The organism is Polaribacter reichenbachii (genome assembly GCF_001975665.1).
Classification (GTDB): Bacteria; Bacteroidota; Bacteroidia; order Flavobacteriales; family Flavobacteriaceae; genus Polaribacter; species Polaribacter reichenbachii.
In genome coordinates, this window is the sequence record NZ_CP019419.1 from 295,261 (window position 1) to 320,712 (window position 25,452).

Annotated in this window: 26 protein-coding genes and 2 tRNA genes; 8 read left to right on the forward strand and 20 right to left on the reverse strand. The window is 28.5% G+C overall.

Going from position 1 to position 25,452, the window contains the following annotated elements:
- Positions 1-23 precede the first annotated feature (23 nt).
- Both BW723_RS01255 and BW723_RS01260 read right to left on the reverse strand, forming a co-directional pair.
- Complete coding sequence (locus BW723_RS01255) at positions 24-689, reverse strand: response regulator (protein WP_068363456.1); 666 nt, start codon at positions 687-689, stop codon at positions 24-26.
- A 267-nt stretch (positions 690-956) separates the two neighbouring features.
- On the reverse strand, positions 957-1,388 hold the full coding sequence (locus BW723_RS01260) for a DUF4293 domain-containing protein (protein ID WP_068363453.1): 432 nt from the start codon (positions 1,386-1,388) through the stop codon (positions 957-959).
- A gap of 201 nt (positions 1,389-1,589) precedes the next feature.
- Here BW723_RS01260 and rho point away from each other — a divergent pair, with 201 nt between their 5' ends.
- Positions 1,590-3,248, forward strand: coding sequence for a transcription termination factor Rho (rho, locus tag BW723_RS01265; RefSeq protein WP_068363450.1), 1,659 nt, complete (start codon positions 1,590-1,592; stop codon positions 3,246-3,248).
- 325 nt (positions 3,249-3,573) lie between these two features.
- Here the strand turns inward: rho and BW723_RS01270 are convergent, their stop codons facing one another.
- The 7 genes from BW723_RS01270 to BW723_RS01300 all read right to left on the reverse strand — a co-directional run bounded on the left by BW723_RS01270 (position 3,574) and on the right by BW723_RS01300 (position 11,235).
- On the reverse strand, positions 3,574-5,661 hold the full coding sequence (locus tag BW723_RS01270) for a peptidylprolyl isomerase (protein ID WP_068363448.1): 2,088 nt from the start codon (positions 5,659-5,661) through the stop codon (positions 3,574-3,576).
- A 121-nt stretch (positions 5,662-5,782) separates the two neighbouring features.
- On the reverse strand, positions 5,783-7,048 hold the full coding sequence (locus BW723_RS01275; protein ID WP_076686297.1) for a hemolysin family protein: 1,266 nt from the start codon (positions 7,046-7,048) through the stop codon (positions 5,783-5,785).
- A gap of 12 nt (positions 7,049-7,060) precedes the next feature.
- Positions 7,061-7,264 carry a hypothetical protein gene (locus tag BW723_RS01280; RefSeq protein ID WP_068363444.1) on the reverse strand — a complete coding sequence of 68 codons (204 nt, stop codon included), beginning with the start codon at positions 7,262-7,264 and terminating at the stop codon, positions 7,061-7,063.
- Positions 7,265-7,267: 3 nt separating this feature from the next.
- Positions 7,268-7,831, reverse strand: a complete 564-nt coding sequence (gene lptC / locus BW723_RS01285; RefSeq protein ID WP_068363441.1) for an LPS export ABC transporter periplasmic protein LptC — start codon at positions 7,829-7,831, stop codon at positions 7,268-7,270.
- Entirely contained in the window at positions 7,831-9,189 is a 1,359-nt protein-coding gene (locus BW723_RS01290; protein ID WP_076686299.1) for a tetratricopeptide repeat protein, read from the reverse strand. Before BW723_RS01290 ends, lptC begins: the two co-directional genes overlap by 1 nt.
- 16 nt (positions 9,190-9,205) lie before the next feature.
- Positions 9,206-10,510, reverse strand: a complete 1,305-nt coding sequence (locus BW723_RS01295; RefSeq protein WP_068363433.1) for a hypothetical protein — start codon at positions 10,508-10,510, stop codon at positions 9,206-9,208.
- Entirely contained in the window at positions 10,507-11,235 is a 729-nt protein-coding gene (locus BW723_RS01300; RefSeq protein WP_068363431.1) for a type III pantothenate kinase, read from the reverse strand. Before BW723_RS01300 ends, BW723_RS01295 begins: the two co-directional genes overlap by 4 nt.
- 98 nt (positions 11,236-11,333) lie before the next feature.
- Between BW723_RS01300 and BW723_RS01305 the strand changes: the two genes are divergently transcribed.
- Positions 11,334-11,406 (forward strand) — tRNA-Phe (locus BW723_RS01305).
- A 45-nt stretch (positions 11,407-11,451) separates the two neighbouring features.
- Here BW723_RS01305 and BW723_RS01310 read toward each other — a convergent pair.
- The 6 genes from BW723_RS01310 to BW723_RS01335 all read right to left on the reverse strand — a co-directional run bounded on the left by BW723_RS01310 (position 11,452) and on the right by BW723_RS01335 (position 16,324).
- Positions 11,452-11,898: a DUF1569 domain-containing protein gene (locus BW723_RS01310; protein ID WP_068363428.1), complete on the reverse strand. Its 447-nt coding sequence runs from the start codon at positions 11,896-11,898 to the stop codon at positions 11,452-11,454.
- Positions 11,899-11,962: 64 nt separating this feature from the next.
- A complete protein-coding gene (locus BW723_RS01315) occupies positions 11,963-12,796 on the reverse strand; it encodes a pseudouridine synthase (RefSeq protein WP_068363425.1) in 834 nt (277 codons plus the stop codon).
- A gap of 116 nt (positions 12,797-12,912) precedes the next feature.
- Positions 12,913-13,830 (reverse strand): geranylgeranylglycerol-phosphate geranylgeranyltransferase, encoded by a 918-nt coding sequence (locus BW723_RS01320; protein WP_068363422.1) that lies wholly within the window; start codon positions 13,828-13,830, stop codon positions 12,913-12,915.
- Between the two features lie 10 nt (positions 13,831-13,840).
- Entirely contained in the window at positions 13,841-14,767 is a 927-nt protein-coding gene (locus tag BW723_RS01325; protein WP_068363417.1) for a mevalonate kinase family protein, read from the reverse strand.
- 54 nt (positions 14,768-14,821) lie between these two features.
- A complete protein-coding gene (locus BW723_RS01330) occupies positions 14,822-15,217 on the reverse strand; it encodes a toxin-antitoxin system YwqK family antitoxin (protein WP_068363414.1) in 396 nt (131 codons plus the stop codon).
- A gap of 27 nt (positions 15,218-15,244) precedes the next feature.
- Positions 15,245-16,324, reverse strand: a complete 1,080-nt coding sequence (locus BW723_RS01335) for a diphosphomevalonate decarboxylase (protein WP_068363409.1) — start codon at positions 16,322-16,324, stop codon at positions 15,245-15,247.
- A 98-nt stretch (positions 16,325-16,422) separates the two neighbouring features.
- Between BW723_RS01335 and BW723_RS01340 the strand changes: the two genes are divergently transcribed.
- The 4 genes from BW723_RS01340 (at position 16,423) to BW723_RS01355 (ending at position 19,434) form a co-directional block, all read left to right on the forward strand.
- Positions 16,423-16,959 (forward strand): helix-turn-helix transcriptional regulator, encoded by a 537-nt coding sequence (locus tag BW723_RS01340; protein ID WP_139059129.1) that lies wholly within the window; start codon positions 16,423-16,425, stop codon positions 16,957-16,959.
- Between the two features lie 103 nt (positions 16,960-17,062).
- The gene (locus tag BW723_RS01345) at positions 17,063-18,508 is read left to right on the forward strand and encodes an alpha/beta hydrolase family protein (protein ID WP_068363397.1); all 1,446 of its coding nucleotides are present in this window, start codon (positions 17,063-17,065) and stop codon (positions 18,506-18,508) included.
- Between the two features lie 75 nt (positions 18,509-18,583).
- Complete coding sequence (locus BW723_RS01350) at positions 18,584-19,204, forward strand: thiamine diphosphokinase (RefSeq protein ID WP_068363393.1); 621 nt, start codon at positions 18,584-18,586, stop codon at positions 19,202-19,204.
- Positions 19,201-19,434 (forward strand): hypothetical protein, encoded by a 234-nt coding sequence (locus BW723_RS01355; RefSeq protein WP_068363391.1) that lies wholly within the window; start codon positions 19,201-19,203, stop codon positions 19,432-19,434. The genes BW723_RS01350 and BW723_RS01355 overlap by 4 nt, the downstream gene beginning before the upstream one ends.
- Before the next feature lie 6 nt (positions 19,435-19,440).
- Here the strand turns inward: BW723_RS01355 and BW723_RS01360 are convergent, their stop codons facing one another.
- On the reverse strand, positions 19,441-20,715 hold the full coding sequence (locus BW723_RS01360) for a metal-dependent hydrolase family protein (RefSeq protein ID WP_068363388.1): 1,275 nt from the start codon (positions 20,713-20,715) through the stop codon (positions 19,441-19,443).
- A 69-nt stretch (positions 20,716-20,784) separates the two neighbouring features.
- Here BW723_RS01360 and BW723_RS01365 point away from each other — a divergent pair, with 69 nt between their 5' ends.
- Together BW723_RS01365 and BW723_RS01370 are read left to right on the forward strand one after the other, a co-directional pair.
- Complete coding sequence (locus BW723_RS01365) at positions 20,785-21,465, forward strand: SDR family NAD(P)-dependent oxidoreductase (RefSeq protein WP_068363385.1); 681 nt, start codon at positions 20,785-20,787, stop codon at positions 21,463-21,465.
- A gap of 17 nt (positions 21,466-21,482) precedes the next feature.
- Positions 21,483-22,073 (forward strand): SprT-like domain-containing protein, encoded by a 591-nt coding sequence (locus tag BW723_RS01370; RefSeq protein ID WP_068363382.1) that lies wholly within the window; start codon positions 21,483-21,485, stop codon positions 22,071-22,073.
- Between the two features lie 7 nt (positions 22,074-22,080).
- Here the strand turns inward: BW723_RS01370 and BW723_RS01375 are convergent, their stop codons facing one another.
- From BW723_RS01375 to BW723_RS01390, 4 genes are all read right to left on the reverse strand, one after another.
- Positions 22,081-23,568, reverse strand: a complete 1,488-nt coding sequence (locus BW723_RS01375) for a DUF389 domain-containing protein (protein ID WP_068363380.1) — start codon at positions 23,566-23,568, stop codon at positions 22,081-22,083.
- A gap of 151 nt (positions 23,569-23,719) precedes the next feature.
- A tRNA-Lys gene (locus tag BW723_RS01380) sits at positions 23,720-23,792 on the reverse strand.
- Between the two features lie 64 nt (positions 23,793-23,856).
- A complete protein-coding gene (locus tag BW723_RS01385; protein WP_068363376.1) occupies positions 23,857-24,624 on the reverse strand; it encodes an ABC transporter ATP-binding protein in 768 nt (255 codons plus the stop codon).
- Positions 24,625-25,365, reverse strand: a complete 741-nt coding sequence (locus tag BW723_RS01390; RefSeq protein ID WP_068363373.1) for an MlaE family ABC transporter permease — start codon at positions 25,363-25,365, stop codon at positions 24,625-24,627.
- Positions 25,366-25,452 lie beyond the last annotated feature (87 nt).

A 25,452-nucleotide genomic window follows, 5' to 3' on the forward strand; every position in this document is an offset into this window, starting at 1 on the left:
AAACTAAAATAATTGGGGGATTTTTATACTATTTTGTTTTTTACCGCGTACATTGCTAGACCTACTGCATTTTTTACTTTTAATTTTTTTAATAAACTTTTTCTGTATGTATCTACTGTGCTGACACCTAAACTTAAAGCATCTGCTATCTCTGATGTATTAAACTGTTTCGTGATTAATTTTAACACATCTAGTTCTCTATCTGTTAGTGTTTCTATCAGAAAATCTTCTGGTAAAGCACCTTCTTCTACTTGTTGACCTGCTAAAGTTTTTAATAATTGCCTTTGAATGTTAGGACTAAAATATTGCTCTCCTTTTGCTACAGCTTTAATAGCATCTATGATATATTCTCCTGCATTGTTCTTTGTAATGTAACCTTTACAACCAAGGCTTAACATTTCTTGAACAATTTTAATATCATCATAGCTAGATAAAATAATAACATTTTGTTTGATTCTGTTCTTCTTGAAATATTTTAAAACTCCAATACCATCTAAAATAGGCATTGTAATATCGAGTACTAAAACATCAGCTTCGTTTAAATCATTATCAAACCAAGTAGTTACTTCTTTACCTGTAAGAGAATATCCTCTTATTTCTATATCTTTATCGGTATTTAAAACAGCTATGATACCATCTATGACAATTTTATGGTCATCAGCTACATGAACGTATATCTTATCTTTCATTGTTACTTTACAAATTTAAACTAGTTATTATCAGTATGCAATCCCCATAAATGGTGAAATTTCACACTCCCTATAAATGGGGAGTCTTCTCCCTATAAATGGGGAGATACACTTTATAGAAAGCTAAATATCAACACTTTAACTAATAAAGGGTTTTTAATATTTTTATTTAGAAAGTTAAAAATAAACTATTTTTTTTTCTTTAAAACGCAAAAAACCGAGAAAATTTCTCGGTTTTTTTCGCACTAAATATACTATTTGTTAGTTTTATCGCAACCTGTCTACAGATTTCACGAGATCTTCATCCTTTTTAATAGCTTTATTTGCTAAAACAACAAGCAAAATAGCTAAAATTGGTAAAAACATCCCAATACCTTTCTCAGAAACAGTAGTTTCTCCAGATAAATTTAGAGACAAATAAATCAATAATCCTAATAAAAAAAGATTTATCAAAATTATAATTCTACCTACTACAAATTGCAATTTTCTATTATTAAATAAAAAAATTGTTACAATTGATAAAATAGCAGATAAAATGAACATTAAAGGAATTACTTTTAAGGTAATTGCTTCTTTCGAAAACAAATCTACAACAAATATTTTTTCTTTAATTGTATTCCATAAATTAAATACAAAAATTAATCCTCCAGAAACTACTGAGGCTAGTAATAAATAAATTGATTGTATTCTTTGAATCATATAAAAATATTGCAGTACAAAAATAGAATTTCTTTTTTAAAAAAAGAAAAGTTGAAAGTAAAAAAAAAAGTATATATTTGTGTTTATAATAACCGCACAAAAAGTATTGTATAGTACTATATACAATAATTAAAAAATCAAGTAAACAATTTTTAAATATCTTAATAGTTTAAGATTTATCATAACTTAATAAATACATAAATGTTCGAAATTTCTGAACTAAAAGCAAAAACTATTGCTGATTTGCAAGTAATTGCAAAATCCATTGGGCTTACAAAAACGAGTCAATTAAAAAAATTAGATCTAGTTTATCAAATTTTAGATACTCAAGCCTCTAATCCTGCTTCAGCAAAAACTACTACTCCAACTGAAGAAAAGCCTAAAACAGAAAAACCAAAAAGAAAAAGAGTTGTAAAGAAAGCACCAGTTCCTGCAACTAAAGAAGCTGTTGTTGAAGAAAAGGCTGAAGTTAAAGCTCCTGCTCAGGAAAAGAAGGCACCTGTTAAAAGAGCTGTAAAAAAAGAAGCTCCAAAAGAAGCAAAAACAGAAGTTGTTAAAAAGACTGAGGTTAAAGATTCTAAAGAGCAAAAACCAGCTCATAACAACCAGCAAAGGACTAATAAAAATCAGCCAAGAAACAATAATCAACAGAATAATAAAAACAAGAACAATAACCAGAATAATTCTAAAAATAATACCAACAGACATAAATCTGGCAATAGATACAGAGATCCTGATTTTGAGTTTGATGGAATAATAGAAAGTGAAGGTGTTCTAGAAATGATGCCTGATGGTTATGGATTTTTACGTTCTTCGGATTACAACTATTTATCATCACCAGATGATATTTATGTTTCTCAATCTCAAATTAAATTATTTGGTTTAAAAACCGGAGATACAGTAAGAGGTAATGTTAGACCACCAAAAGAAGGCGAAAAATATTTCCCGTTAATTAGAGTATCAAAAATAAATGGCTTAAATCCTAATATTGTAAGAGATCGTGTTTCTTTTGAGCATTTAACACCATTATTTCCTCAAGAAAAATTTAATCTAGCAGAAAGAGGTAGCTCTTTATCAACTAGAATAATTGATTTATTTTCTCCAATTGGTAAAGGACAGAGAGGAATGATTGTTGCCCAACCAAAAACGGGTAAAACAATGCTTTTAAAAGACGTTGCCAATGCAATTGCTAAGAATCATCCAGAAGTTTATCAAATTGTATTATTGATAGATGAAAGACCTGAAGAGGTTACAGATATGCAAAGAAGTGTTCGAGGAGAGGTTGTTGCTTCTACTTTTGATGAACCTGCAGACAAACACGTAAGAGTAGCTAATATTGTATTAGAAAAGGCAAAACGTTTGGTAGAATGTGGTCATGATGTTGTTATTCTTTTAGATTCTATTACACGTTTAGCTAGAGCTTATAATACAGTTGCACCTGCATCCGGGAAAATACTTTCTGGTGGTATAGACGCAAATGCTTTACATAAACCAAAACGATTCTTTGGTGCTGCCAGAAATATTGAAGGTGGTGGTTCTTTAACAATTATTGCTACTGCTCTTACTGAAACTGGTTCTAAAATGGACGAAGTAATATTCGAAGAATTTAAAGGAACAGGTAATATGGAACTTCAGTTAGATAGAAATATATCTAACAGACGTATTTACCCTGCTATCGATTTAATTAAATCTTCTACAAGAAGAGACGATTTATTACTAGACCCTAAAACTGTTCAAAGAATGTGGGTTTTACGTAAATACCTTGCCGATATGAATCCAATAGAAGCTATGGAGTTTATTAATGATAGAATTAAATTCTCTAAAAATAACGATGAATTTTTAATTTCTATGAATGGATAGATAATTAAAAATTTTTAATAAATAGAAAGCCTTTTTGAGAAATCAAGAAGGTTTTTTATTTATATCTATTTCCTGCTTCAGTACTCAATTTTTGTGAATAAACATAAATCTAAACAGTTAATTACTACTAATTAACAATATATTAAATAGAACACAACCTTTTTTAAATGACTTATAATGAGAAGTTGACCTAAGGTTGAAGCGAGCTAAACTTGTTTTAAACTAATAGAAATATGGATTATTACAGGCAATTATATTGTTTTATAACAACAAAAAAATCCGATCAAAAAATTGAACGGATTTTAATATTTTTAAAAGATCTCGATTAATTAGTATACATATTATCTCTATTATCTACTACTGCTGAGGCTTCTTTAATTGCTTCGTAAATTTTATAGGTTAACCTTTTTCTAGATTCTGCAATTCTTTTTCTATTTGAATCATAATTAGGTAATGCTGTTGGTAATTCTTTACTGGTTAATTTAAAAGCATAAACCCCTCTATCACCTTCTATAGAATTGTAAACTTTATTTGGTTCTGCATTATACATTGCACCTACTACTTTAGGTTCTACTCCTACTCCAGAAAGTGTTGGGCTTTTTAATGTTACATTACTTGCTGTTCTTACACTTATACTGTTTGCAGTAGCAATCTCAGTTAAATCTGACCCTTTTAATTTATCTTTTAATAAAGCTGCTTTCTTTTGATTTACTAAAATAGGCTTAACTCTACCTACTGCTTTAGTAACAGACATTAATCCTTTAGCTTCTGATGCAGTTACAACAGCAACAACATGACTACCTTCTAAATCGAAGCTTTTAAAACTACCCACTTCTGAATCGCTATTAAAAGCCCAGCTTACAATTTGTCTTTCATTACCAAGACCAGGTACATTTTCATCTAAAGATTTTAAACCTACAGCAGGTTTAGCTATGTAATTTTTTTCTTTTGCAACTTCAGAAAAATCATTTCCTTTAGAAACTGCTAATTCAAATTCTTTTGCACTTCTAAAAACTGCATTTTCTGTTGCTTCAGAAGCTTCAATTTTTCTACTATAAGTAGCTAATTTTAGAACTTTTTGTTTATTTTTTTGATTATCAATTTTAATAATATGGAAACCAAACGGAGTTTGAACAACACCAATATCTCCTTTTTTACTTTCAAAAGTGTAATCTCTAAACTTAGGTGTCATTCTAGCGTAATTAAACCAATCTAAATCTCCTTCTTTTGCTCCTGACCCTAAATCCGAAGAAAACTCTTTGGCTAAACTACCAAACTTACTTTTTCTTCTTTTTACAACATTATAAAGACTATCTGCTAATTTTTTAGCTTCTTCTTCTGTTCTTGTAACATCTGCAGCTGCACTTTGAGCTCCCATAAATGGAATTAAAATATGACTTGCTTTAACAGAATCTGGCATTTGTGTTACTTCTGTAACTTTAGAAATTTTAAAATATCCTTTGTCTTTATAAGGACCAACAACATCTCCTTTATTACCTTCAAAAATTAGGTTAGCTACTTCTTGATTTACAGAACTTTTATACTGAAAATTAGGATTAATACTAGAATCAGAATCATTTTCTGATAAAAACAAAGCATCATTTTCTGTAGCTTTAAAGTCTTCAATTAAACTTGCAACATCTGCTTTTATTGCTTGCTCATCTTCTGGAGTTGCTACGATATCAAACTTAACATAAGAAATATCTCTAGTTGCTTCGACCTTAAACTCATCAGAATGACTTTTAATATAAGCCTCAACTTCCGACTTTTTAATTTTAACTAAACTATCTGCAATAGAAGTGTAAGGTACATATACAAACTGAGCATTTAATTTAGTATTCTCAATCATATATTCTTGCTCTCCTTCTTTTAAAGAAGCTCCTAAACCAGCAGTAACTAAATTATTATAAGTATCTCTTTCAGATGTTTCTCTAATCTGATTCATATATCCAGACCACTGAGCCCATAATTCTTTGTTATTTTCTTTAGTATCTGCTAAAAACTGTTTAAATTTATTTTCATCAAATAAACCTGCTTCGTTTTGATACTGAGGATTCGTTTGAACAAATTGTGCGTTTACAACTTGATTCCAAACATCAGCTTCACCAATTGTAATACCGGCTTCATCTAATTGATTAGCGTATATTTTTTTTCTTACAATGTTATCCCAAACTGTTTTAGCAGCTTGCATTTCAGAAACTCTATTACCTGTTTGTTGTTTATAAGCTTCTAATTCGTTTGCAAACTCTTGTCTAGAAATTGCTTCTCCATCTACTTCTCCAATTTCATTTACTTTGTTAGAGTTGAAAAAATCACCAAGGGTTGATGGGTCTAATACAAAAGCAAAAAGTGCTAATCCAATAATGATAAGTAAGAACATTGAACGTTCTCTAATTTTTGATAAAATTGCCATTCTTTTATTTATTTTCAGTGGGCGAATATACGATTTTTGGTTTTAATTTTGCAAACCAATTTGTACTAAATAAGTAGGAGAAAAAGTGTTGTTTTTTTTGATAAGATAATGGCAACGATATTTAATCTTCGTTATTAGAAACTTTAATTGAAATCTCGTTTATTTTTGCACCACTCATTTTTAGGATTTTAATTTTAAAACCCTTAATATCAATTAATTCTTTTTCTTCTGGTATATTTTCTGTGTGCTCTATAATAAAACCACCTAAAGTTTCGTAAGCTTCAGATTTAGGGATATTTAAATCGTACTCTTCATTTAAATAATCTACTTCTAACCTTGCTGAAAATTTAAAGGTATCTTCACTAATTTTTTCTTCTAAAAACTCTTGAGAATCGTGTTCATCTTCAATTTCACCAAACAATTCTTCTACAATATCTTCTACAGTAATTATACCAGAAGTACCACCATATTCATCTACAACTACTGCAACACTTTTACGTTTTTTCATTAAAGTGTTCAGAATATCATTAATCATCATAGATTCTGGCACTATTTCTAAAGGCAATAAAATTGATTTAATTGTTTTTGGTTTTTTAAAAAGTTCAAATGCGTTTACATAACCAACTACATCATCTAAAGAAGTTTTATATACCAAAATTTTAGATAAACCAGTTTCTATAAAAAGGTTTTTTAAATTAGAAACTGTTTCATGCATTTCTACAGAAATAATCTCTGTTCTTGGCACCATAACTTCTCTCGCCTTTACATTCTGAAAAACTAATGCATTTTGAAATATTTGAATTTCTGAATCCATTTCATTATCATCATTACCTGTTTCTAATTGCTCGTTTATATAAATACCAAGTTCTTCTTTGCTAAATTCAGTCTGTTGTTCATCTGCATTTGTTTTAAAGAATACACGCAGAAAAAAGTCTGAAATCATTGAAATAAATTCAGAGAAAAAATGAAATAAGTTGTAGAAAATATAAGCAGGAAAAGCAAAGATTTTTAAAACTTCGTTGGCATAAATTCTAAAAATTGCTTTAGGTAAAAACTCTGCAGTAATTAATATAATTATTGTAGAAATTACAGTTTGTAAGAGTAATAAAGAAAATTCATTAAAAGAATTGGTTGGGATAAATCTGATTAGAAATTCGCCCATATAATAACTATAAATCACTAAAGAAATATTATTACCTACCAACATTGTGGTAATAAATTTTGATGATTTTTGAGTAATTTTAGTAAGTATTTTAGGTATAAAACCTTCTCTTTTCTTTTCTAATTCTATGTGCATTTTGTTCGCAGAAACAAATGCAATTTCCATACCTGAAAAGAATGCAGATAGTAAGATTGATATAATGATAATTATGAGTTCAACCTCCATTAAAAATTTAAATTATTGCTTATTTTGATTGTTTCTATCCTGAACTTTTTTTCTAAAACGTCTTTTAAAGAAAAAAACTAAAGTAATAAAAATTGCAAAACCTAGAAAAAAATAAGACCTTGTTCTCTCTGTATTCCAACGTACTATAGCTTCAACTACACAAATAAAAGCTACCATTAAATATCCGTATTGAAAAAATTTCCAAATTCTATTCATAATCTACTCTTCTGAAGTTTCTAATTTACCTGTTGTTTTTTTCGCCAGGTGTTTGGTAAGATCATCTTTCGATTCAAAACCTATACCAAAGATAGTATCATTTTCTTTAGTAAGCTTAAAAGCTTTTTCTGATACAAAATATTTTGTTTTCTGATCCCAAAATAATTGATCTGTTTCTAACCTAGAATTATCTGTATGGTTAATTACAACCACATTTCCTTTAATTTCTGAGATTGATGTTACAGCATAAGAAAGCGCATAATCTCCTATAATAGTAACAGAATCTTGCCCTTTATTTTCGAAATTAATTATCTTAATTCCAGATGGGAATTCTCTGTAAGGATGATCTTGCCTATTACTAAAATCTAACATTATTGGTGTTATTAATTTAGATGTAACTCTACCTGAATCTTTATAAACGTGGTATGCGTCTTTAGAAGTACCAATAGGCAAATTTTTATCAGCCAAAAAATCTCTAGCTTTTTGGGTATCTTTAGAACAAGAAAAAAACACTACTGTTAAAAAAACAGCAGTGCTTTGTAATAATATTTTATTTTTAATACTCATTATTTGCCACTTGAAGCAACCTTAACAGTTTCTCCAATCCAACATTTAATTGTATAATTTGAACCTATTGTAGCTCCTTTTGTAAAAATTACTTTTTTACTTGGTAAGTTAGCTCTATAAGTTGCAATATACTTTCTAGCTGTAGAAGAAATACTAGGATCTACAGCAGATGCTCTTTGTGCTTGTCTTAACGCTGCAGCATATACCATTCTTTTTTCAAACTCATCAGAACCACAACTATTTACACTTGTTTGGTATGCTCTACCAATTAATAAATATGCTTTACCATAGTTAGGATTGAATTTTAAAGCCTCTCTTGCTAAACTTCTCGCCTTAGATTTTTGACCTCTAGCTAACGCAGCTTGAGCAAATTTTAATTTTGTTTTCGCTTTCTTTAAAGGATCTGTTTCTAAGTCAAACGCTTTTTGTCTCATTGCAGCTGCCCCACTTGCATCGCCATTTTTCTCTAAAATTCCAGCATAAAATGAATATGAATCTGGAGATGGAGTTGCTTCTGCATATGCTTTAGCTAAAGTTTCGAATAAAGGATCTTCTTGACAACCTTTGTTAAACATTCTTGATACAGCTCTTCTTAACCAAACTGCATTAGATTTATTCGCTTCGAAATCTCTTTGATAAATTGGTATTAATCTCTCGCAAGTAGCAATTTCAGAAATAATATTATCTAAACCACCTTCTACTTGACCTAAAGCTTTAGAGTTAATAGTGTAAGCTCTTAAATATCTTTTTTCTTTTGCGCTTAATACTTTTGTAGAATCTCCTGTAAGTTTAATGATTTTTTTAGTATAATCATCTAATTTTTCACCTACAGATTCAATTACATCATCATAAGTATCAAAAACTTTTTGTGGCTCAACATCTTTATATTTATCTGTAACTCCTTGAAAATATTTGTAAATATTCTTTACACTCATATCCTTTGGAGAAATCTTATAAGCAGTTTCTAGAATAGTAAAAATCTCAGCATCAGAAGCCAATTTATTTTTGATTAAATAAGTTGCATAATCACTGTGTGCTTTTGCAAGGTTATTTTTAGTATCGTGGTGCTCAGGAAAATATTTAAGTCTTTGCTCATAAACTTTTTTAGCTAAAACTGGATCTTTTTTAACATCTTCTGCTAAAGTTGAACCATTCTTATAAATGTTTACTGATAAATCTTGACAGTTTTCCATTAGGTAAGTCCAATTTACAAAGGCCTCATCGTATTTTTTAGACTTAAAATCTCCTCTAAAAAGGTTGTACTTAATTTGACAATCTCTAGTTGCGTCTTCTTGTGCATTTGTTTTTGCTGTAACCAAAAATGCTGTAACAGCTAATAAAAACGTAATTTTCTTCATTTTTTGTTATTTTTTGTTAATCTATTTTTCTTTTTACGAACCAATTATCTGTCAAAGATAAACTTAATCTAAAATTAAAATAATTTTCTTCTATTAAATTATTATCTGTAGTTCCTCTTTTACCAAACTCAAATCCCATATTTACTGTTGATAATTGTTTCAATGGTATACCTAGACCAAAAGATATGCCAAAGTCTTTAATATCTGTAAAATTTGAATTATTACCAGAACCATCTACCAATAAACCTGTATTTTTATAACTAAATCCTGCTCTATAAGTTACTCTATTCCAATAGCTAGAAATTGAATTAATTTTTGGTAAGTAAAAACCTCCTAAAGAAATTCTATTAGAACTACCATATCTGTAAGCACCATTTGTATTTGCTAACAAACCAGATGTAGTAATTGCATCTTGATTTTCATATTCTACACCTGCATACCATTTATCTAATTCTCCTACACCAACACCAATTATAGTATTAATTGGTAATTTAAAAGCACCATCAATAGCAGTTAGTTTATCGCCATTTTGATCTGCAAGAGTATCTCTTACAAACTCACCACCTGTATTGGTAAGTGTTAAACTATAAGTTAAGCTTTCTCCTTTAACATCTATATCATTACCCAATTTTACACTTGCACCTGCATTTACAATTAAATTATTTTTTAATTTGTGTTCGTATTGTGCTCCGATTTTTAAAGAGAGTCCATCAATTTCAGTTTTTTCTCTATATTTTGTTGCTAAAGAAACATCAGCAATTTGATTGGTAATACTATTTTCTATATTCCCAAAATTATAATCTCCTTCTATACCTAAAGATAAACCTTTGTAGACTTTAATACCAAACGCGGCATGAAATCTATTTACCCCTCCATTACCTTCGAACAAAGAAATTTCTGTAGTATTACCATCAGCATCTTGAGAACTATTAGATAAAGAATAACCAACTGTAGAAATAGGTTGTAATCCAAAAGAAAAACCAGCACTTTTACCAATTGGAAAAGCCAAAGCTATATAAGATAAGCTAGTTGATGTACTGCTTTGCTTATCATCTCCAGTCTTTATTGTTAAATCGTTATTTAGTAAACCAAAACCATAAGTGGTATATCTTAAATTTCCATAAGCAGCAGGATTTGTAAAATTTAAATATTTGTAATGGCTAAAAGCAACACCAATACCTCCCATTGAACTTTGCTCTACTGTATTGGCCGTAAATTCATCACCAATACCAAAATAAGAATAAGGGGAAGAACTTGATCTTTGCCCCATAAAAGCCAAAGAAGTGAATAGTAAAACAACTACTACAATGTTTCTAATCATTTGTTTTTGTTAAAAATCAATATTTCATTTAATCCTTCAAGGAGAAAATTTTGATTGGCAAATATGCTACTTTTTAATTGTTTTGACAAGAAATTTGTGTCCCCACCTGTTAAAACCACTGTTAAATCTAAATATTTCTTTTTGTATTGCTGTATTACACCCTCAATTTCTTGAATTACACCATTTACAACTCCAGAATTAATACTTTCTTTTGTACTATTGCCAATAAAATTTTCAGGTTTTTTCTTTTCTAATAGTGGTAATTTAGCAGTAAGTTGGTGTAATGATTTATATCTCATTTCTACACCTGGCGAAATTGCACCTCCTAAATATTCTTTTTCTTTATTTACAAAATCGAAAGTAATACAAGTACCAGCATCAATTACTAGCGTATTTTTATTCGGATATTTAATTACTGCTCCAAAAACCAATGCAATTCTATCTACTCCTAAAGTTTTTGGAGTGCTATACAAATTTTTAAAAGGAGTTGTAATAGTAGATGAAACAAGTGTTATTGACACTAATTCTCGAAGCTTTTCTATCTTTTTTGATGAAATTGAAGATACAGAAGACATAATTGCATCATCAATTTGATATTTTTTTAATATTTTTTTTACTTCGGATATAATTCTATTTTTATTAAAAACTAGTAATTCAACAATTTTATCTTGCTCAAAAACAGCAACTTTTACTCGGGTATTACCAACATCAATAATCAGGTTCATTTTTGTTTTTTATAGAATTTCAAAAATACAATAGATTTTTTTCATTTTTTTGTAGGAGATGTAAAAAAACATATTATATTTGCATCCGCTAAGGCAATGGTACCTTAGCTCAGTTGGTAGAGCAAAGGACTGAAAATCCTTGTGTCCCTGGTTCGATTCCTGGAGGTACCACTTAAAACCCAAACATTTTTGTTTGGGTTTTTTTGTACTTAAACTTTATTTTAAAATACTTTTTACAATTTTTAAATGATGGTTGGTGTGTATTTTTAAGAATTTAAAAGTTTGCTGTTTGTTTAATTGCTTAAATATTGGATGCATAAAATTTTTATGATCCTCCAATTCTTTTATCAACTTTATATTTTCATAGGCTAATTTTAATTGATGTTCTATATCTTCTTTTAAAATATTTTTTGGCGGTAGTACTTTTTTAGGTGCTTTTGCCTTACCTCTTGGAAAAGCTCCTACAGCAAATGTTATGCTTCTTAAAAGGTGAAACGTTTTCTTATACTCTTTAGGCTCTGATTTAATTAAAAAATCTGAAACACTATTTATAACTTTTAAAGTATGATCTAAATGCCAACCAACATTAGCTTTTGATATTTTTAAATTTACTTTATCAATATCACCCAAATGCTTTTGTATTAATAACAATTCTTTTTTCATAATTAGTACTTTTACACACACTTAAATATAAAAAAAATCCAGCTAAAAAGCTGGATTTCAAATATTATTTCATTATTTGGAGATTTGTAACCTCTAAATTTGTAAGTTCTCTCCATCTACCTCTTGGTAAATTTTTCTTCGTTAATTCAGCAAAAATAACTCTATCTAATTTATTTACTTTATAACCAACGTGCTCAAATATTTTACGAACAATTCTGTTTCTACCAGAATGAATTTCTATACCAATTTCTGTTTTTGGTTCTCCATTTACATAAGAAACAGCATCAATAAATACTTTTCTGCCTTCTATAATTACTTCTCCTCTAAGTTTTTCTAGATCTTTTAAATCTAATTTTCTGTCTAGAGAAGCGTGATAAAGTTTACGAACATTGTGTTTAGGATGCGTTAACTTTTTTGCTAAATCACCATCATTTGTAAACAACAACAAACCCGTTGTATTTCTATCTAATCTACCTACAGGATAAATTCTTTCTTTAGATGCATTTGCAATTAACTCCATTACAGTTTTACGACCACGATCGTCATCCATAGTAGTAATGTAATTCTTTGGCTTATTTAGTAAAATATATTTCTTTTGTTCTGGTGAAATTGCTGTACCATCAAAACGAACAACATCGTTAGGTTGCACTTTATAACCCATTTCTGTTACTAATTTTCCGTTTACCTCAACACTACCATGTTCTATATAAGTATCTGCTTCTCTACGCGAACAAATACCAGAATTTGCAATGTATTTATTAAGACGTACACCTGAAGTTTCATCAGTTTTTTGAGTAGGTTTTATCTTTTTGTACTCTTTTTTAGTACTTTTTCTGTTTAGAGGAGTACTTTTTTTTCCCTCTTGTCGTCTTCGCGACGAGTTTTTATTTGAATTCATTTTTAAAAATTTTGGCAAAGGTAGATAAAGAATTTCTCGAAACCTAAAATCCTAATAATAATGGTAAAACCAATTTTATGACTTTGGTTTACTTATAAAATTAAAAAAAGTTAAGTTTAATTCAATTTATCTATCACTTTTTCAATGATTAAAGAAGTATCAATAAAAACCAAACTAAAAACCCCAACAAGAAGCAATAACTTTAGTGTGTTATGTAAAAATCGATATTGACTTCTTTTTGTTGATTTTGATAGATAAAAGCCAACAAAAATTAAAGTTATTAAAGCCAAATAAAAATAATACTTCATATAACTTAACTCAGGATAACTGAATAAAATAACAACTGGAAATATAGTTAAAAATAGAAGTGCAAAACATAATTTCTTTGTAGTTTTCTCTCCATAAGAAACTGTAAAAGTCTTGTAATTATTAGCAATTGCACCTGTCAAATTCTCTAATTCTTTAATTAATTCTCTGAGCATTATCACCAAAAACAAGAAAACAGCATGAACAAAAATAATTTTTGAGAAATTTTTATAATATACAAAAATGGCAAAAAAAGGTAAAATTGTAAGTATTGTTGCAGATAACAAACCTCTAAAAGGATGTTTCTTTAAATTGTGCGAATAAAACCAAATAGCAAAAATATAAATAGCAAAAAATAAAGCGGCTTTCCAAGAAACTAAAAAGCCAAATACAAAACCTATAAAATTTAAGGTAAAATACAGCGATAATTTAGTTTCTTGTTTAATATAATTATCTAAACCCGATTTTAAGGGTCTATTAATTCGATCTACTTGACTATCATAAAAATTGTTGATAATATAACCAGAAGCCACCACACAAACAGTTGCTATTACTATATAAAATAAGTGTAAATCAAAAAAAACAGAAGCTGCTGAGTGTTCTGACGAAAATATAAAAATAGACGCTAAGTATTGCGCAAAAATCAATACTAAAATATTATAACCTCTTATAACAGATAATAAGCTGAATATTTTTTTTAAAAAAGTCTTCGTTTTTGAAGAACTCATATTTATTAATTTAGAATCTATAAACCAATTCTAATTTATAATTTTCTAGACTTTTTTGTGCTTTTTCATAATCTTGAGTAAAACCTAAAATGTAACCTCCACCACCAGAACCACAAAGTTTTAAGTAATAATCGTTTGTGCTGATACCTTTTGCCCACACTTTATGAAAAGCATCAGGAATCATTGGTTTAAAGTTTTTTAGCACTACTTTAGACAAGCTTTTTACATTGCTAAACAAAGATTTTACATTGCCTTGTAAAAAATCTTCGATACAAGCATCTGTATGTATAGCAAACTCTTCGCTTAACATTTTTCTAAAACCTTCGTTTTTCATCTTATTCATAAAAATGTTAACCATTGGCTCAGTTTCTCCTGCTTGTTCAGAATCTAATAAGAAAACAGCTCCTTTTCCTTCTTTTTGAGACGGAATGCCAGCAGGTTCTATATTTTCTTTAGAATTGATTAAAATTGGTAAACTTAAATAAGAATTTAAAGGATCTAAGCCAGAACTATTTCCGTGAAAAAAAGATTCCATTAAAGAAAAAACAGCTTTTAATTTTAACAACTTTTCTCTTGTTAAATTCTCTAAAACTGTAATTTTATCATTCGCATATTTATCGTAAATAGAAGCTACTAAAGCTCCAGAACTACCAACTCCATAACCTTGTGGAATAGAAGAGTCGAAATACATGCCGTTTTCTAAATCCGTTTTAAACTCATTTAAATTAAAAGAAACTAAATCTGAATTTAAATTAGAAATATAGCTGTAAAATTGATGTAAACTAGCATTTGATTTTTGAGAAACACCTTCTAAATTATCTGAAGTTTTTAAAGCACCTCTGTAAGTATTATATGGTATTGCTAAACCTTTAGAATCTTTAATAATTCCATATTCTCCAAAAAGTAGAATTTTAGCATAAAATAAAGGTCCTCTCATTTTCTTTTTCTGTTTGAGTACAAAAATACGAATTAATATATAAATGTAAGGTTATCAATCATTTTTGTAGAAAAATTTCCAAATCCCTACTTTCTCACCATCCTTATATCTTCCTTTCGATTTTATTTTTCCGTTTTTATAATAGCTTTTCCAATTGCCATCTTTGGCACCATTTTTATATTTTCCGTCAACTTTTAAGTTTCCAGAATCGTAATATTCATTGAATTTACCATCCAATTTACCATCAACAAAAAAAGTTTCTCTAAAGGTTGATTTGTTCTTGTAATAAAAAGTAACTATTCCATTAGACTTTTTACCTATTTTATAGTAAACAGCTTTCGTTTGGCTTGTTTCTTTTAAATTTTTATCTAACCAAACAGTTTCTTGCTTTGTAAAAGAAGACATTAAAAAAATAACAATTACACCTAAAACTAAAGCCGAACTTTTCATATTATAATTAATTTACTTGCTAAAATTTTAGATTTCTTTTGCTCCAAAACCAACAGTATCACAAATATACTGATTTTTCTGACAGAATTTAGAAAGCTCATTTTCAATAAATTGATTCACACTTTCTTTTTCATTTTCAGGATATAAAACGTGCACATTTGCTCCTGCATCTAAAGTAAAACAGATATTACTATTTTTTTCTTGACGATATTCCCAAATTTTATTGATGATTTCTAAAGTATTTGGTTTCATCAAAATAAAATACGGATTGCTAGTTAACATCATTGCATGCAAGGTTAAAGCTTCACTTTCTACTAAATTGACAAAATTTTTAATATCACCTTCTTGAAGAATTTTAGACATCTTACCCAAGTTTTCATTGGCTTGTAAAAAACGACTTTCTGCATACGGATGATTATGCATTAAATTATGCCCAACTGTACTCGAAACTTGTTTTTCTCCTTTATCAACCAATAAAATGGCATCTTGATAATTTTCGAAAATTGGATGAACTTTATAAGGAAACTGCACACCAAATAAATCTGAACTCCCTTCTATTTCTGGGTGATTTCCCCAAACAACCAAAGGCCCTTCTATACTTCTGCTTGCAGAACCAGAACCCAATCTTGCTAAAAAAGAAGCTTTTTTGTTGATAAATTCTGATGATAAATTTGGATTGATTTCTTGTTCCAAACTCATTAAACATCTTGCAATAGCACTTAATCCGCTTGCGGAAGATGCAATTCCGCTTGAATGTGGAAAAGAATTTTCTGAATTAATTATCATTTTATACTCAAAAATATATGGGCAATATTCTTGAATTCTTTTAAAAAATTCTGCAATTTTTGGTTTAAACTCTTCTTTTGGTTTTCCTTCAAAAAATAAATCGAAATCTACAATTGCTGATTTTTCTTTTTTCTGAAAATCAATTTTAGTAATTGTATGGCAATTGTTTAATGTAAAACTTATAGAAGCATTTTTAGGAATTTGCGGATTGCTTTTTCCCCAATATTTTACCAATGCAATATTACTTGGTGTTTGCCAAGTAAAAGAAGTTTTATCAATATATTTTAATGCCGATTTTACTAAAAATTGATCTGTATTCAAGGTCTAAAAATTTATTACAAAGATAAAACTAATCCTTTTTTAAATTATTATAAATTTACAATCCATTTAAAAAATCATAAAAACAATTATTAAATAATTTGGATTTTAAAATAAATACAGATACTTGGTTCATTTTCTGCATCCTATTTATAGGTATTTTGGCATTGTTTATTTTCTTATACATTGCTATACCTTACAGAACTAGAATTAAAAATACTAAAAGAAGACACTTAAGATTTCATAGAAAATTAGATAATTTTATGCGATTAGAAAAAAAACAAAAAGAAGAAAAAATAAAGAATTTAGAGATTTTAAATAGTAAGTTGAAAATTTCATTAAAAGATGATTTAGTTAAAATTATAAACAATAATAGTCAAGAAAACTTAGATTCTTTTTTCTCTAATTTCGAAAAATTGCATCCTAATTTTAACGAAACTCTTTTTAAAATAGCGCCAAAACTAACATCAAACGAATTAAAATTAGCAGCTTTTTTACGATTAAATTTAACATCAAAAGAGATTAGTAAATTATTAAATATAAATCCTGATAGTGTTAACAAAGCAAGATATCGCTTAAGAAAAAAACTAAATTTATCTGCTAAAGAAGATTTAACCACATTTATTATAAATGCCTGATTTCAAACAACCTAAATCAACTGTCTATTCTTTGTCCATTCCATTTTTTTGGATATTGTTAAGTATTGTATTTTTTTTGTTTCAACTTTTAAAACTATAAAGTATGAGAACTTTTGAAATCATTTTACTAATCCTTTCTATAGCTTCAATTTTTTATTTTTCTATCAGAAAAAACAAAACAAACAAAAAAATAGAATTGCCAATAATTTTAGGTTTGCTTGCAGCTCATCTAATTTTTGAAGGTTTCAGATGGCAAATGATTCCTATTTATATTTTATTGCTCATTGTTACAATTTATTCTTATAAAGAACTTTCTCTTTTAAAAGGAAAATGGTTTTTAAAAACGATAAAAATAATTGGTTTATTATTCTTATTAATTATCGGTTTTATACTGCCTAATGTTTTGCCAGTTTTTGATTTACCAAAAACCACTGGAAATTATAAAGTTGGTTCACAATACATTCTTCTAAAAACAGATAGAGATGAAATAATTACAGAAAATATAGATGATAAAAGGGAGTTAATGATAAAAGTTTGGTATCCTGCAAATATTAAAAATGAAGAAAAAGAACCTTATTTAAATGATGGAGATCGATTTAGTTTTGCTGCAAAATATGGTTTACCAAACAGTACTTTTAACTATTTAAATTCTGTTGAAACTAATACATATTCTAGTCCAAAAATTGTAAATGAAAAATTTCCAATTCTTATTTTTTCTCACGGTTCTTACTCTAAAGCTTCTGGCTATTATGCAATAATAGAAGAAATTGTAAGTCATGGCTATATTGTTTTAAACATAAATCACACCTACGAAAGTACTGGAACTTTATTTCCTGATGGAAGCCTAAAACTCTACCATCAAGAGTATGATCAAAAATATATTAGTAATCAAAAAATGGCTGAATTGGCTTGGAATGGAACACAAAATTACAACAATGCTAAAACTGAAGAAGAAAAATTAGCTGTATCTAGAGACGTTTTAAAAAACTATATAGCTGCAGAAATAACTAGAAATTGGTCTAAAGATTTTGTTTCAGTTATAGATGCTTTAGAAACTTGGAACATAAATTCTTTTTTAGAAAATCATCTAAATCTTTCAAAAATTGGTGTTTTTGGGCATTCTCAAGGTGGTTCTTCTGCAGGGCAAGCAATTTTAGATGATGAAAGAATTTCTGCTGGTGTAAATTTAGATGGCGTACAATGGGGAGAAATGATTGAAAAATCCCTTACAAAACCATTTTTAAATATTTCTTCAGAATGGACTCCCCCACATCCAAACTTCAACATTTTTGCATATAGAAATGGAAATACAGCCGTTTTTTATGACGTAAAAATAAAGAATTCTGGTCATGCAAGTTTTATGGATATTCCTTTAATGTTTAACATTCCAACTTTAAATGAATCAGGCACAATAAATAAAAACGAAGCTTATAAAATTATAAATGAAACAGTAATTTCTTTTTTTGATAATCACCTTAAAGATAAACAAAAGGATTTATTAAAGCTAAATGAGAAGTATCCTGCTTTAGAAATTAAAATCAAAAAATAGTTCAATTTTATTATTAATTAAAGCATCATCTCTAAATATAGAAATGATGCTTTTTTGTTTGTATTTTTGTGGTTGATGAAACAAAAAAAAGTCTTTTTACTTTTAAATGGAGAGCCTCCAAAAAGGCTTCCAAAATTATCTAAATATGATATTGTTTGTGCCACTGATGGCGCTTATCAATATTTAAAAGAACAAAAAATTAAACCCGATTTTATTAGTGGCGATTTTGATTCTTTACCAAATTTACCAAATGATATTGAAATAATTTATACCCCAGATCAAAATTATACCGATTTCGATAAAATACTTAAAATACTTGCTGACAAAGGTTTTTTACACATTGACATTTTTGGTGCAAGTGGTAAAGAGCAAGATCATTTCTTAGGAAATTTGCACACAGCCATTCAATGGAAAAAGAAATTAAAGCTTACTTTTTTTGATGAATATAGTTACTTTTTTTTAGCAGATAAAATTACAGAAATTACAGGTTGTAAAAATAAAATTATCTCTTTACTACCTTTACCAATCACAAAAAAAATAACTACCAAAGGTTTACAATATTCATTAAATAACGAAGATTTACAATTTGGCGAAAGAATTGGAACTAGAAATAAAGCTATTAAAGACGAAGTAAAAATCACTTTTGAAAGCGGAGAATTATTCATTTTTATCAATCATAAAAAACAAGAAAATTGAATAGAAAAATAAAATTACTGTGGGATTTTAGAGGTCCTGATGCTGCAGAAACCGCAAAACATCACACCATACATTTAAACGAATTTGCAACCATTGAAAACTTAACTTTTCACGAAATTGATATTCAAGAAAAGAACCCAATGTTATTTTCTGCTTTTATTACTGTTGATGAAAAAGATATGAAAATTTACAGAGATGCCTTAAAACCTCACAGAGGTGAAATTGCTTAAATCTTTTTATTTCTTATAAACAACACCATTTTTCATTACAAAAACAACGTTTTCCATAGTTGAAATATCTTTAATAGGATCATCATTTACAGCAATAATATCAGCAAAAAAACCTTTTTCAATTTGTCCAATTTCATTTTGCATATTTAACAACTTAGCATTAGTTATAGTTGCAGATTGAATAGTTTCAATTGCTGGCATACCTGCTTCTACCATAAACCCAAATTCTTTTCCATTATTTCCATGAGCAAAAACACCTGCATCAGTTCCGAATGCAATTCCTACTCCTTTTTTATAAGCTTTTGCAAAAGTTCCTTGAATTTGAGGACCAACAGCTAACGCTTTAGGAACTACGATATCTGGATAAAAACCTTCTATTTTGGCTTTTTCTTCTACTTCTTTACCTGCAGTAATTGTTGGCACTAAATAAGCGTCATGCTTTTTCATTAATTCCATAGTTTCATCACTCATATAAGTTCCATGTTCTATAGTTTTTACACCACCAATTATGGCTCTTTGCATACCTTCATCTCCATGTGCGTGTGCTGCAACATGCATACCATAATCTTTAGCTGTATCACAAATTGCTTTAATTTCTTCTACCGTAAATTGCGGATTATCACCAGATTTAGCAACACTTAAAACACCACCTGTAGCTGTTATTTTTATACAATCTGCCCCATTTTTATAACGTTGTCTTACTGCTTTTTTTGCATCTTCTACAGAATTCACAACACCCTCTTTTGGTCCAGGATTACCAATTAACCTTCTACTACTCCCATTTGTAGGATCTGCATGACCACCAGTTGTTGCCAAAGATTTACCAGCCGTAAAAACTCTTGGGCCAGGAATTTTACCATTATTTATGGCATTTCTAACAGAAATATTTACACCTGTACCTCCTAAATCTCTAACAGTTGTAAATCCGTTTAACAAAGTTGTTTTTGCAAAACCGACAGAATTAAAAGCAACATCTGCTTCATTTAGTATATAACTTTCTATTCTTGTTCTTGCCGTAAATTCTTGTTCTATATGAACATGAAAATCAATTAAACCTGGCATTACCACTTTATCTCTTAAATCAATTAAATTACCAGATTTTGGCATTATATAGCCATCTTTAACATCAATAATTTTATTTTCTTTTACTAAAATTGTTTTTTTAGCACTGATGTTTCCAGACTTCGTATCAATCAATTTACCACATAAAATATAGGTAGTTTGCGCTATACTATTTTGCATAAAAATAAATGCTATAAAAAGTAAAATTGTTTTCTTCATTTGTTTGATTTTAATTCTTAAATGTATGAAAATTTGAGTAGATTGCTCCTTTAAATATTTCAATTTTAAATGAAAAACGTAGTAATTACTGGTACAAGTAGAGGAATTGGTTTTGAATTGGCAAAATTATTTGCAAATAACAACCATAATGTTTTAGCACTTTCTAGAAATACAAAACCATTAGAAATAGTGAATCATAAAAATATTAAAGTGCTTTCTGTTGATATTTCTGATAATTCTGATTTAGAAAAAGTTTCTAGTTTCATTAAAAAATACTGGAAACAAGTTGATATTTTAATCAATAATGCCGGAAAATTAATCAATAAACCTTTTACAGAATTATCTTCGGATGATTTTTTAGAAGTGTATAAAGTGAACGTTTTTGGAGTTGCAGAAATCACCAAAAATTTGATTCCTTTTTTACAAAAAGGAAGCCATGTGGTTACTATAAGTTCTATGGGCGGAATTCAAGGAAGTATGAAATTTCCTGGTTTAGCAGCTTATTCATCAGCAAAAGGTGCTGTAATTACGTTATCAGAATTATTAGCAGAAGAATACAAAGAGCAACAAATTGCTTTTAATGTTTTGGCTTTAGGTGCTGTGCAAACTGAAATGTTAGCAGAAGCTTTTCCAGATTATAAAGCTCCACTTTCTGCCAAAGAAATGGCCAAATATATTTTTGATTTTTCTTTAACTGGCAATCAATTTTACAATGGTAAGGTTTTACAAGTTTCTAATTCAACACCATAAAAGAAATTCATTTTAAATTGAGTAATAGCTATCAAAATTACATACCTCAAAAAGCAATTCCTTTTGTTCAATTTTTAATTGATAAACATTCTTTTGATTTAATTATCGTAAATCAACGTCAAACAAAACATGGCGATTTTAGAAAATTACCCAATGGTAAATTTCAAATTACGGTGAATAATAATCTAAATAAATATCAATTTTTATTAACGTTAGTACACGAAATTGCACATCATGTAACTCATCAAAAATTCGGAAGAGTTCAACCTCATGGAAAAGAGTGGAAAACAGTTTTTCAGCATTTAATGCTGCCTTTTATAACTCCAGATATTTACCCTATTACAATGCTATCGCATTTGGCAAACTATTTAAAAAACCCAAAAGCCAGCACAGATTCTGATGTAAATTTATCTTTAGCATTAAGAGAAAACAAATCAGAAATTGGCAAACATTTTATATTTGAAATTCCTACAGGTAGTTTATTCTCTTTTAAAAACACAGTTTATAAACGTGGTAATAAACGACGTACAAGATTTGAATGTTTAAATATGAGTAACAAAAAAGTATATTTATTCAATCAGAATGTAGAAATAGAATTGTTAAAATAAATTTATCTTATTCTCTTTTAATGTATAAAGTATCTAGTTTCATTTCTGATTGAAGCCAACTTCTTAGCTCTCTTTCTTTAGGCGATATAATGCTGTCTGGCAAACTCATATTCCACTTTACAGTTGCTAGAGGTATCGTATCTACCTTAATAAAATCTTTTGACGATAATACGTTTGCAAAACCTATAGATTGAATATCTGAATATCTAATTTTTGCATCTTTGGCAATAGTACTAAAAGTTATTACATCTTGATTTTTATTTAAGGCATCTTGTTCAATTCTATTATTTAAAGTAGAAATAGTTTCTTGCAATTCTGCAATTTGCTTTTGTAAACCAGCAATTATATTTTTACTTTGTTGTAATTCTTCTCTTTTCTCTTTATAAGCAGTTGTAATCAATTCAAAGCTTTTAGTATCGCTACCTTTTATTTTTAATTGAAAATCTTTGATTTTATGGTACTCTTGATTTTTTAAGTGATTGCTTAATAAGTTTCGTTCGCCATCAGTTACCTCGTTAAAGAAACTTAATTTTATTTCTTTCTTAGCAATATCAACCTCAGGATCTCCAATTAGTTGAAAACTTTCAATCTCTTTTATTTCGCTATTGATAAAATTAGTTACTTGTAAATCTATCTGACTTTCGTTAAAAACCTTTATAAAAGTAAAAATAGCAGGTATCATTACTGCAACCCCAACAACGGTTGCTATAGTAGCATAACGTTTTCTTTTTGCAGCATTTGCATATTTATGCATTGGAAAACGTAATAATTTTAATACTAAAAACGTAGCTAATGCAATAAATATGGTGTTAATGGTAAATAAATACATTGCACCAAAAAAGTACGCAAAATTGCCTTTTGCCAAACCATAACCAGCCGTACATAAAGGAGGCATTAAAGCAGTTGCAATGGCTACACCAAAAATTACAGAAGCTATTGTTCCTTTTTTTGTTCTAGCCACCATTAAAGCTAATCCTCCAAAAAAAGCAATTAAAACATCTCGAATATCTGGACTAACTCTACCTAAGAGTTCTGAATTATCTTCACTTAATGGAAAAAAATAAAAGAATAAGAAAGAGGCAAATAAACTTAACCCAATCATAGTCCCTAAATTAATTAAAGACTTTTTAAAGGTAATGATATCATTTAATGCAAAGGACATACCAATTCCTAAAATTGGCCCCATTAATGGCGATATTAACATGGCTCCAATTACTACTGCTGTAGAGTCTGCATTTAAACCTATAGAAGCCACAAATACTGCAAAAATTAAAATCCAAGCAGTTGCACCTTTAAAAGGTATATCTGCTTTGATAGCCTCAATAGTTGCTTCATGATCTGTATCATGCCTAAAGTCAAAAAGTTCTATTAAAAACTTTTTAATACTTTCAAAAAGACCTAAAGCATCTTTTTGAACATTTTGTTTTGAGCTTTCTGATTTTTCTTCAGGTGTTTCAGTTGGCTGTATATTACTTTTTTTAATATCTTCTTCCATAAACTTTACTAACAATGATGGAAAGATACAAAAAAAGAGAGTTTTGTAGTTATTTAAGATATATCTTATCGATTATAAGCTTAAAAAGATTGAATAATTTTATAAAAGCAAAAAACTCTGTAAAAATATTACAGAGTTTTTTTGATTTTTGTGACCGGGCTGGGGCTCGAACCCAGGACCCTCTCCTTAAAAGGGAGATGCTCTACCAACTGAGCTACCAGGTCAATTATTTTTCCTTTTTAGCGGCTGCAAATATATAAGTTATTTTAAGAAAAACAAATATTTTTTTTAACTTTTTTCATTTAAATATGCTTCTCTTACTTTTTTAAATAAATTAGAAGAATACACAAAACTTACAACTGCTTCATTATCAGTTTTAAATATCTCTTCACTGCTACCTTCCCAAGCTTTTTTACCATTTCTAAGAAAAAGTATTTTTTCTCCAATTTCCATCACAGAATTCATATCATGAGTATTAATTACAGTTGTAATTTTATATTCATCTGTAATTTCTTGAATTAAATTATCGATAACAATAGCGGTTTGTGGATCTAAACCAGAGTTTGGCTCATCACAAAACAAGTATTTAGGATTCATTACAATTGCTCTTGCAATGGCAACTCGTTTTTGCATACCTCCAGAAAGTTCACCAGGAAATTTTTTATTAGAATCTTCTAAATTAACTCTCTTTAAAACAAAATTTACTCGGTCTAACATTTCATCCAAAGGTTTTTTAGTAAACATTTTTAGAGGAAACATCACATTTTCTTCAACAGTTTGCGAATCGAATAATGCACTTCCTTGAAAAACCATTCCTATTTCTTGCCTCCATTGCCTTTTGGCTTCTATAGTAAATTCTGTATTTATTCTACCATCAAAAGAAATAGTTCCTTCTTCTGGTTCATGTAAACCGATTAATGATTTTAAAAAAACCGTTTTTCCAGAACCACTTTGCCCAATGATTAAACTGGTTTTACCGGCTTCAAAAGTAGTTGTAATACCTTTTAAAACTTTAACATCACCAAAACCTTTATGTAAATTTTTAACTTCTATCATTTATGTAAGCAGCATTTGAGTTAAAAGATAATTTGCAATCACTATTAAAATAGTTGTCCAGACTACAGATTGTGTACTAGCTTTACCTACAGCAATAGAACCTCCTTTAACATAATAACCGTGATAAGAAGGTACAGTTGCAATTAAAAAAGCAAAAACTAACGTTTTTATAATGGCATAATAAATTAAAAAGGGTTTAAATTCTGTTTGTAAACCCTCTATATAATCTACACCACTAAATAAATCAGAAAGTACTCCTGCAATCCATCCTCCAAAAATTCCTAACATCATACCTAATAAAATTAGAAACGGATAAAAGCAAACTGTAGCAATAACTTTTGGTAATACTAAGTGATTTAAAGAGTTTATCCCCATAACATCTAAAGCATCTATTTGCTCTGTAACTCTCATAGTACCAATACTAGATGTAATATAAGAACCTACTTTACCTGCTAAAATAATTGAACAAAAAGTAGGTGCAAACTCAAGTATAATAGATCTTTTTGTAGCAAAACCAATTAATGATTTTGGTATAAAAGCACTATCTATATTTAAAGCGGTTTGTAAGGCAATTACACCACCAATAAAAAATGAAATAAACATAATTATACCTAAAGATTTTAGACCTAATTCTTCTATTTCTTTCATTAATGAGTCGTAAAATATCCTTGCTTTTTGGGGTCTTTTAAAAACCTGCTTTAGCATTATAAAATATTTACCAATATGCTCTATATAATTCACAGATTAAATTTTATGCTAAATTAATAAATAACATTTAGACAATATAAAATTACGCCATTCAAAATAAAAATTAATTAATTTTGCATT

Bases quoted from the DNA above. Each gene is read 5' to 3' on its own strand.
- BW723_RS01295 (WP_068363433.1), bottom strand. From the start codon at position 10,510: ATGATTAGAAACATTGTAGTAGTTGTTTTACTATTCACTTCTTTGGCT.
- BW723_RS01310 (WP_068363428.1), bottom strand. From the start codon at position 11,898: ATGAAAAAAGAATTGTTATTAATACAAAAGCATTTGGGTGATATTGAT.
- BW723_RS01365 (WP_068363385.1), top strand. From the start codon at position 20,785: ATGAAAAACGTAGTAATTACTGGTACAAGTAGAGGAATTGGTTTTGAA.
- BW723_RS01320 (WP_068363422.1), bottom strand. From the start codon at position 13,830: ATGAGTTCTTCAAAAACGAAGACTTTTTTAAAAAAAATATTCAGCTTA.
- BW723_RS01350 (WP_068363393.1), top strand. From the start codon at position 18,584: ATGAAACAAAAAAAAGTCTTTTTACTTTTAAATGGAGAGCCTCCAAAA.
- BW723_RS01345 (WP_068363397.1), top strand. From the start codon at position 17,063: ATGAGAACTTTTGAAATCATTTTACTAATCCTTTCTATAGCTTCAATT.
- lptC (WP_068363441.1), bottom strand. From the start codon at position 7,831: ATGAGTATTAAAAATAAAATATTATTACAAAGCACTGCTGTTTTTTTA.
- BW723_RS01325 (WP_068363417.1), bottom strand. From the start codon at position 14,767: ATGAGAGGACCTTTATTTTATGCTAAAATTCTACTTTTTGGAGAATAT.
- BW723_RS01260 (WP_068363453.1), bottom strand. From the start codon at position 1,388: ATGATTCAAAGAATACAATCAATTTATTTATTACTAGCCTCAGTAGTT.
- rho (WP_068363450.1), top strand. From the start codon at position 1,590: ATGTTCGAAATTTCTGAACTAAAAGCAAAAACTATTGCTGATTTGCAA.
- BW723_RS01280 (WP_068363444.1), bottom strand. From the start codon at position 7,264: ATGAATAGAATTTGGAAATTTTTTCAATACGGATATTTAATGGTAGCT.
- BW723_RS01270 (WP_068363448.1), bottom strand. From the start codon at position 5,661: ATGGCAATTTTATCAAAAATTAGAGAACGTTCAATGTTCTTACTTATC.
- BW723_RS01275 (WP_076686297.1), bottom strand. From the start codon at position 7,048: ATGGAGGTTGAACTCATAATTATCATTATATCAATCTTACTATCTGCA.
- BW723_RS01255 (WP_068363456.1), bottom strand. From the start codon at position 689: ATGAAAGATAAGATATACGTTCATGTAGCTGATGACCATAAAATTGTC.
- BW723_RS01375 (WP_068363380.1), bottom strand. From the start codon at position 23,568: ATGGAAGAAGATATTAAAAAAAGTAATATACAGCCAACTGAAACACCT.
- BW723_RS01385 (WP_068363376.1), bottom strand. From the start codon at position 24,624: ATGATAGAAGTTAAAAATTTACATAAAGGTTTTGGTGATGTTAAAGTT.
- BW723_RS01300 (WP_068363431.1), bottom strand. From the start codon at position 11,235: ATGAACCTGATTATTGATGTTGGTAATACCCGAGTAAAAGTTGCTGTT.
- BW723_RS01360 (WP_068363388.1), bottom strand. From the start codon at position 20,715: ATGAAGAAAACAATTTTACTTTTTATAGCATTTATTTTTATGCAAAAT.
- BW723_RS01330 (WP_068363414.1), bottom strand. From the start codon at position 15,217: ATGAAAAGTTCGGCTTTAGTTTTAGGTGTAATTGTTATTTTTTTAATG.
- BW723_RS01290 (WP_076686299.1), bottom strand. From the start codon at position 9,189: ATGAAGAAAATTACGTTTTTATTAGCTGTTACAGCATTTTTGGTTACA.
- BW723_RS01315 (WP_068363425.1), bottom strand. From the start codon at position 12,796: ATGAATTCAAATAAAAACTCGTCGCGAAGACGACAAGAGGGAAAAAAA.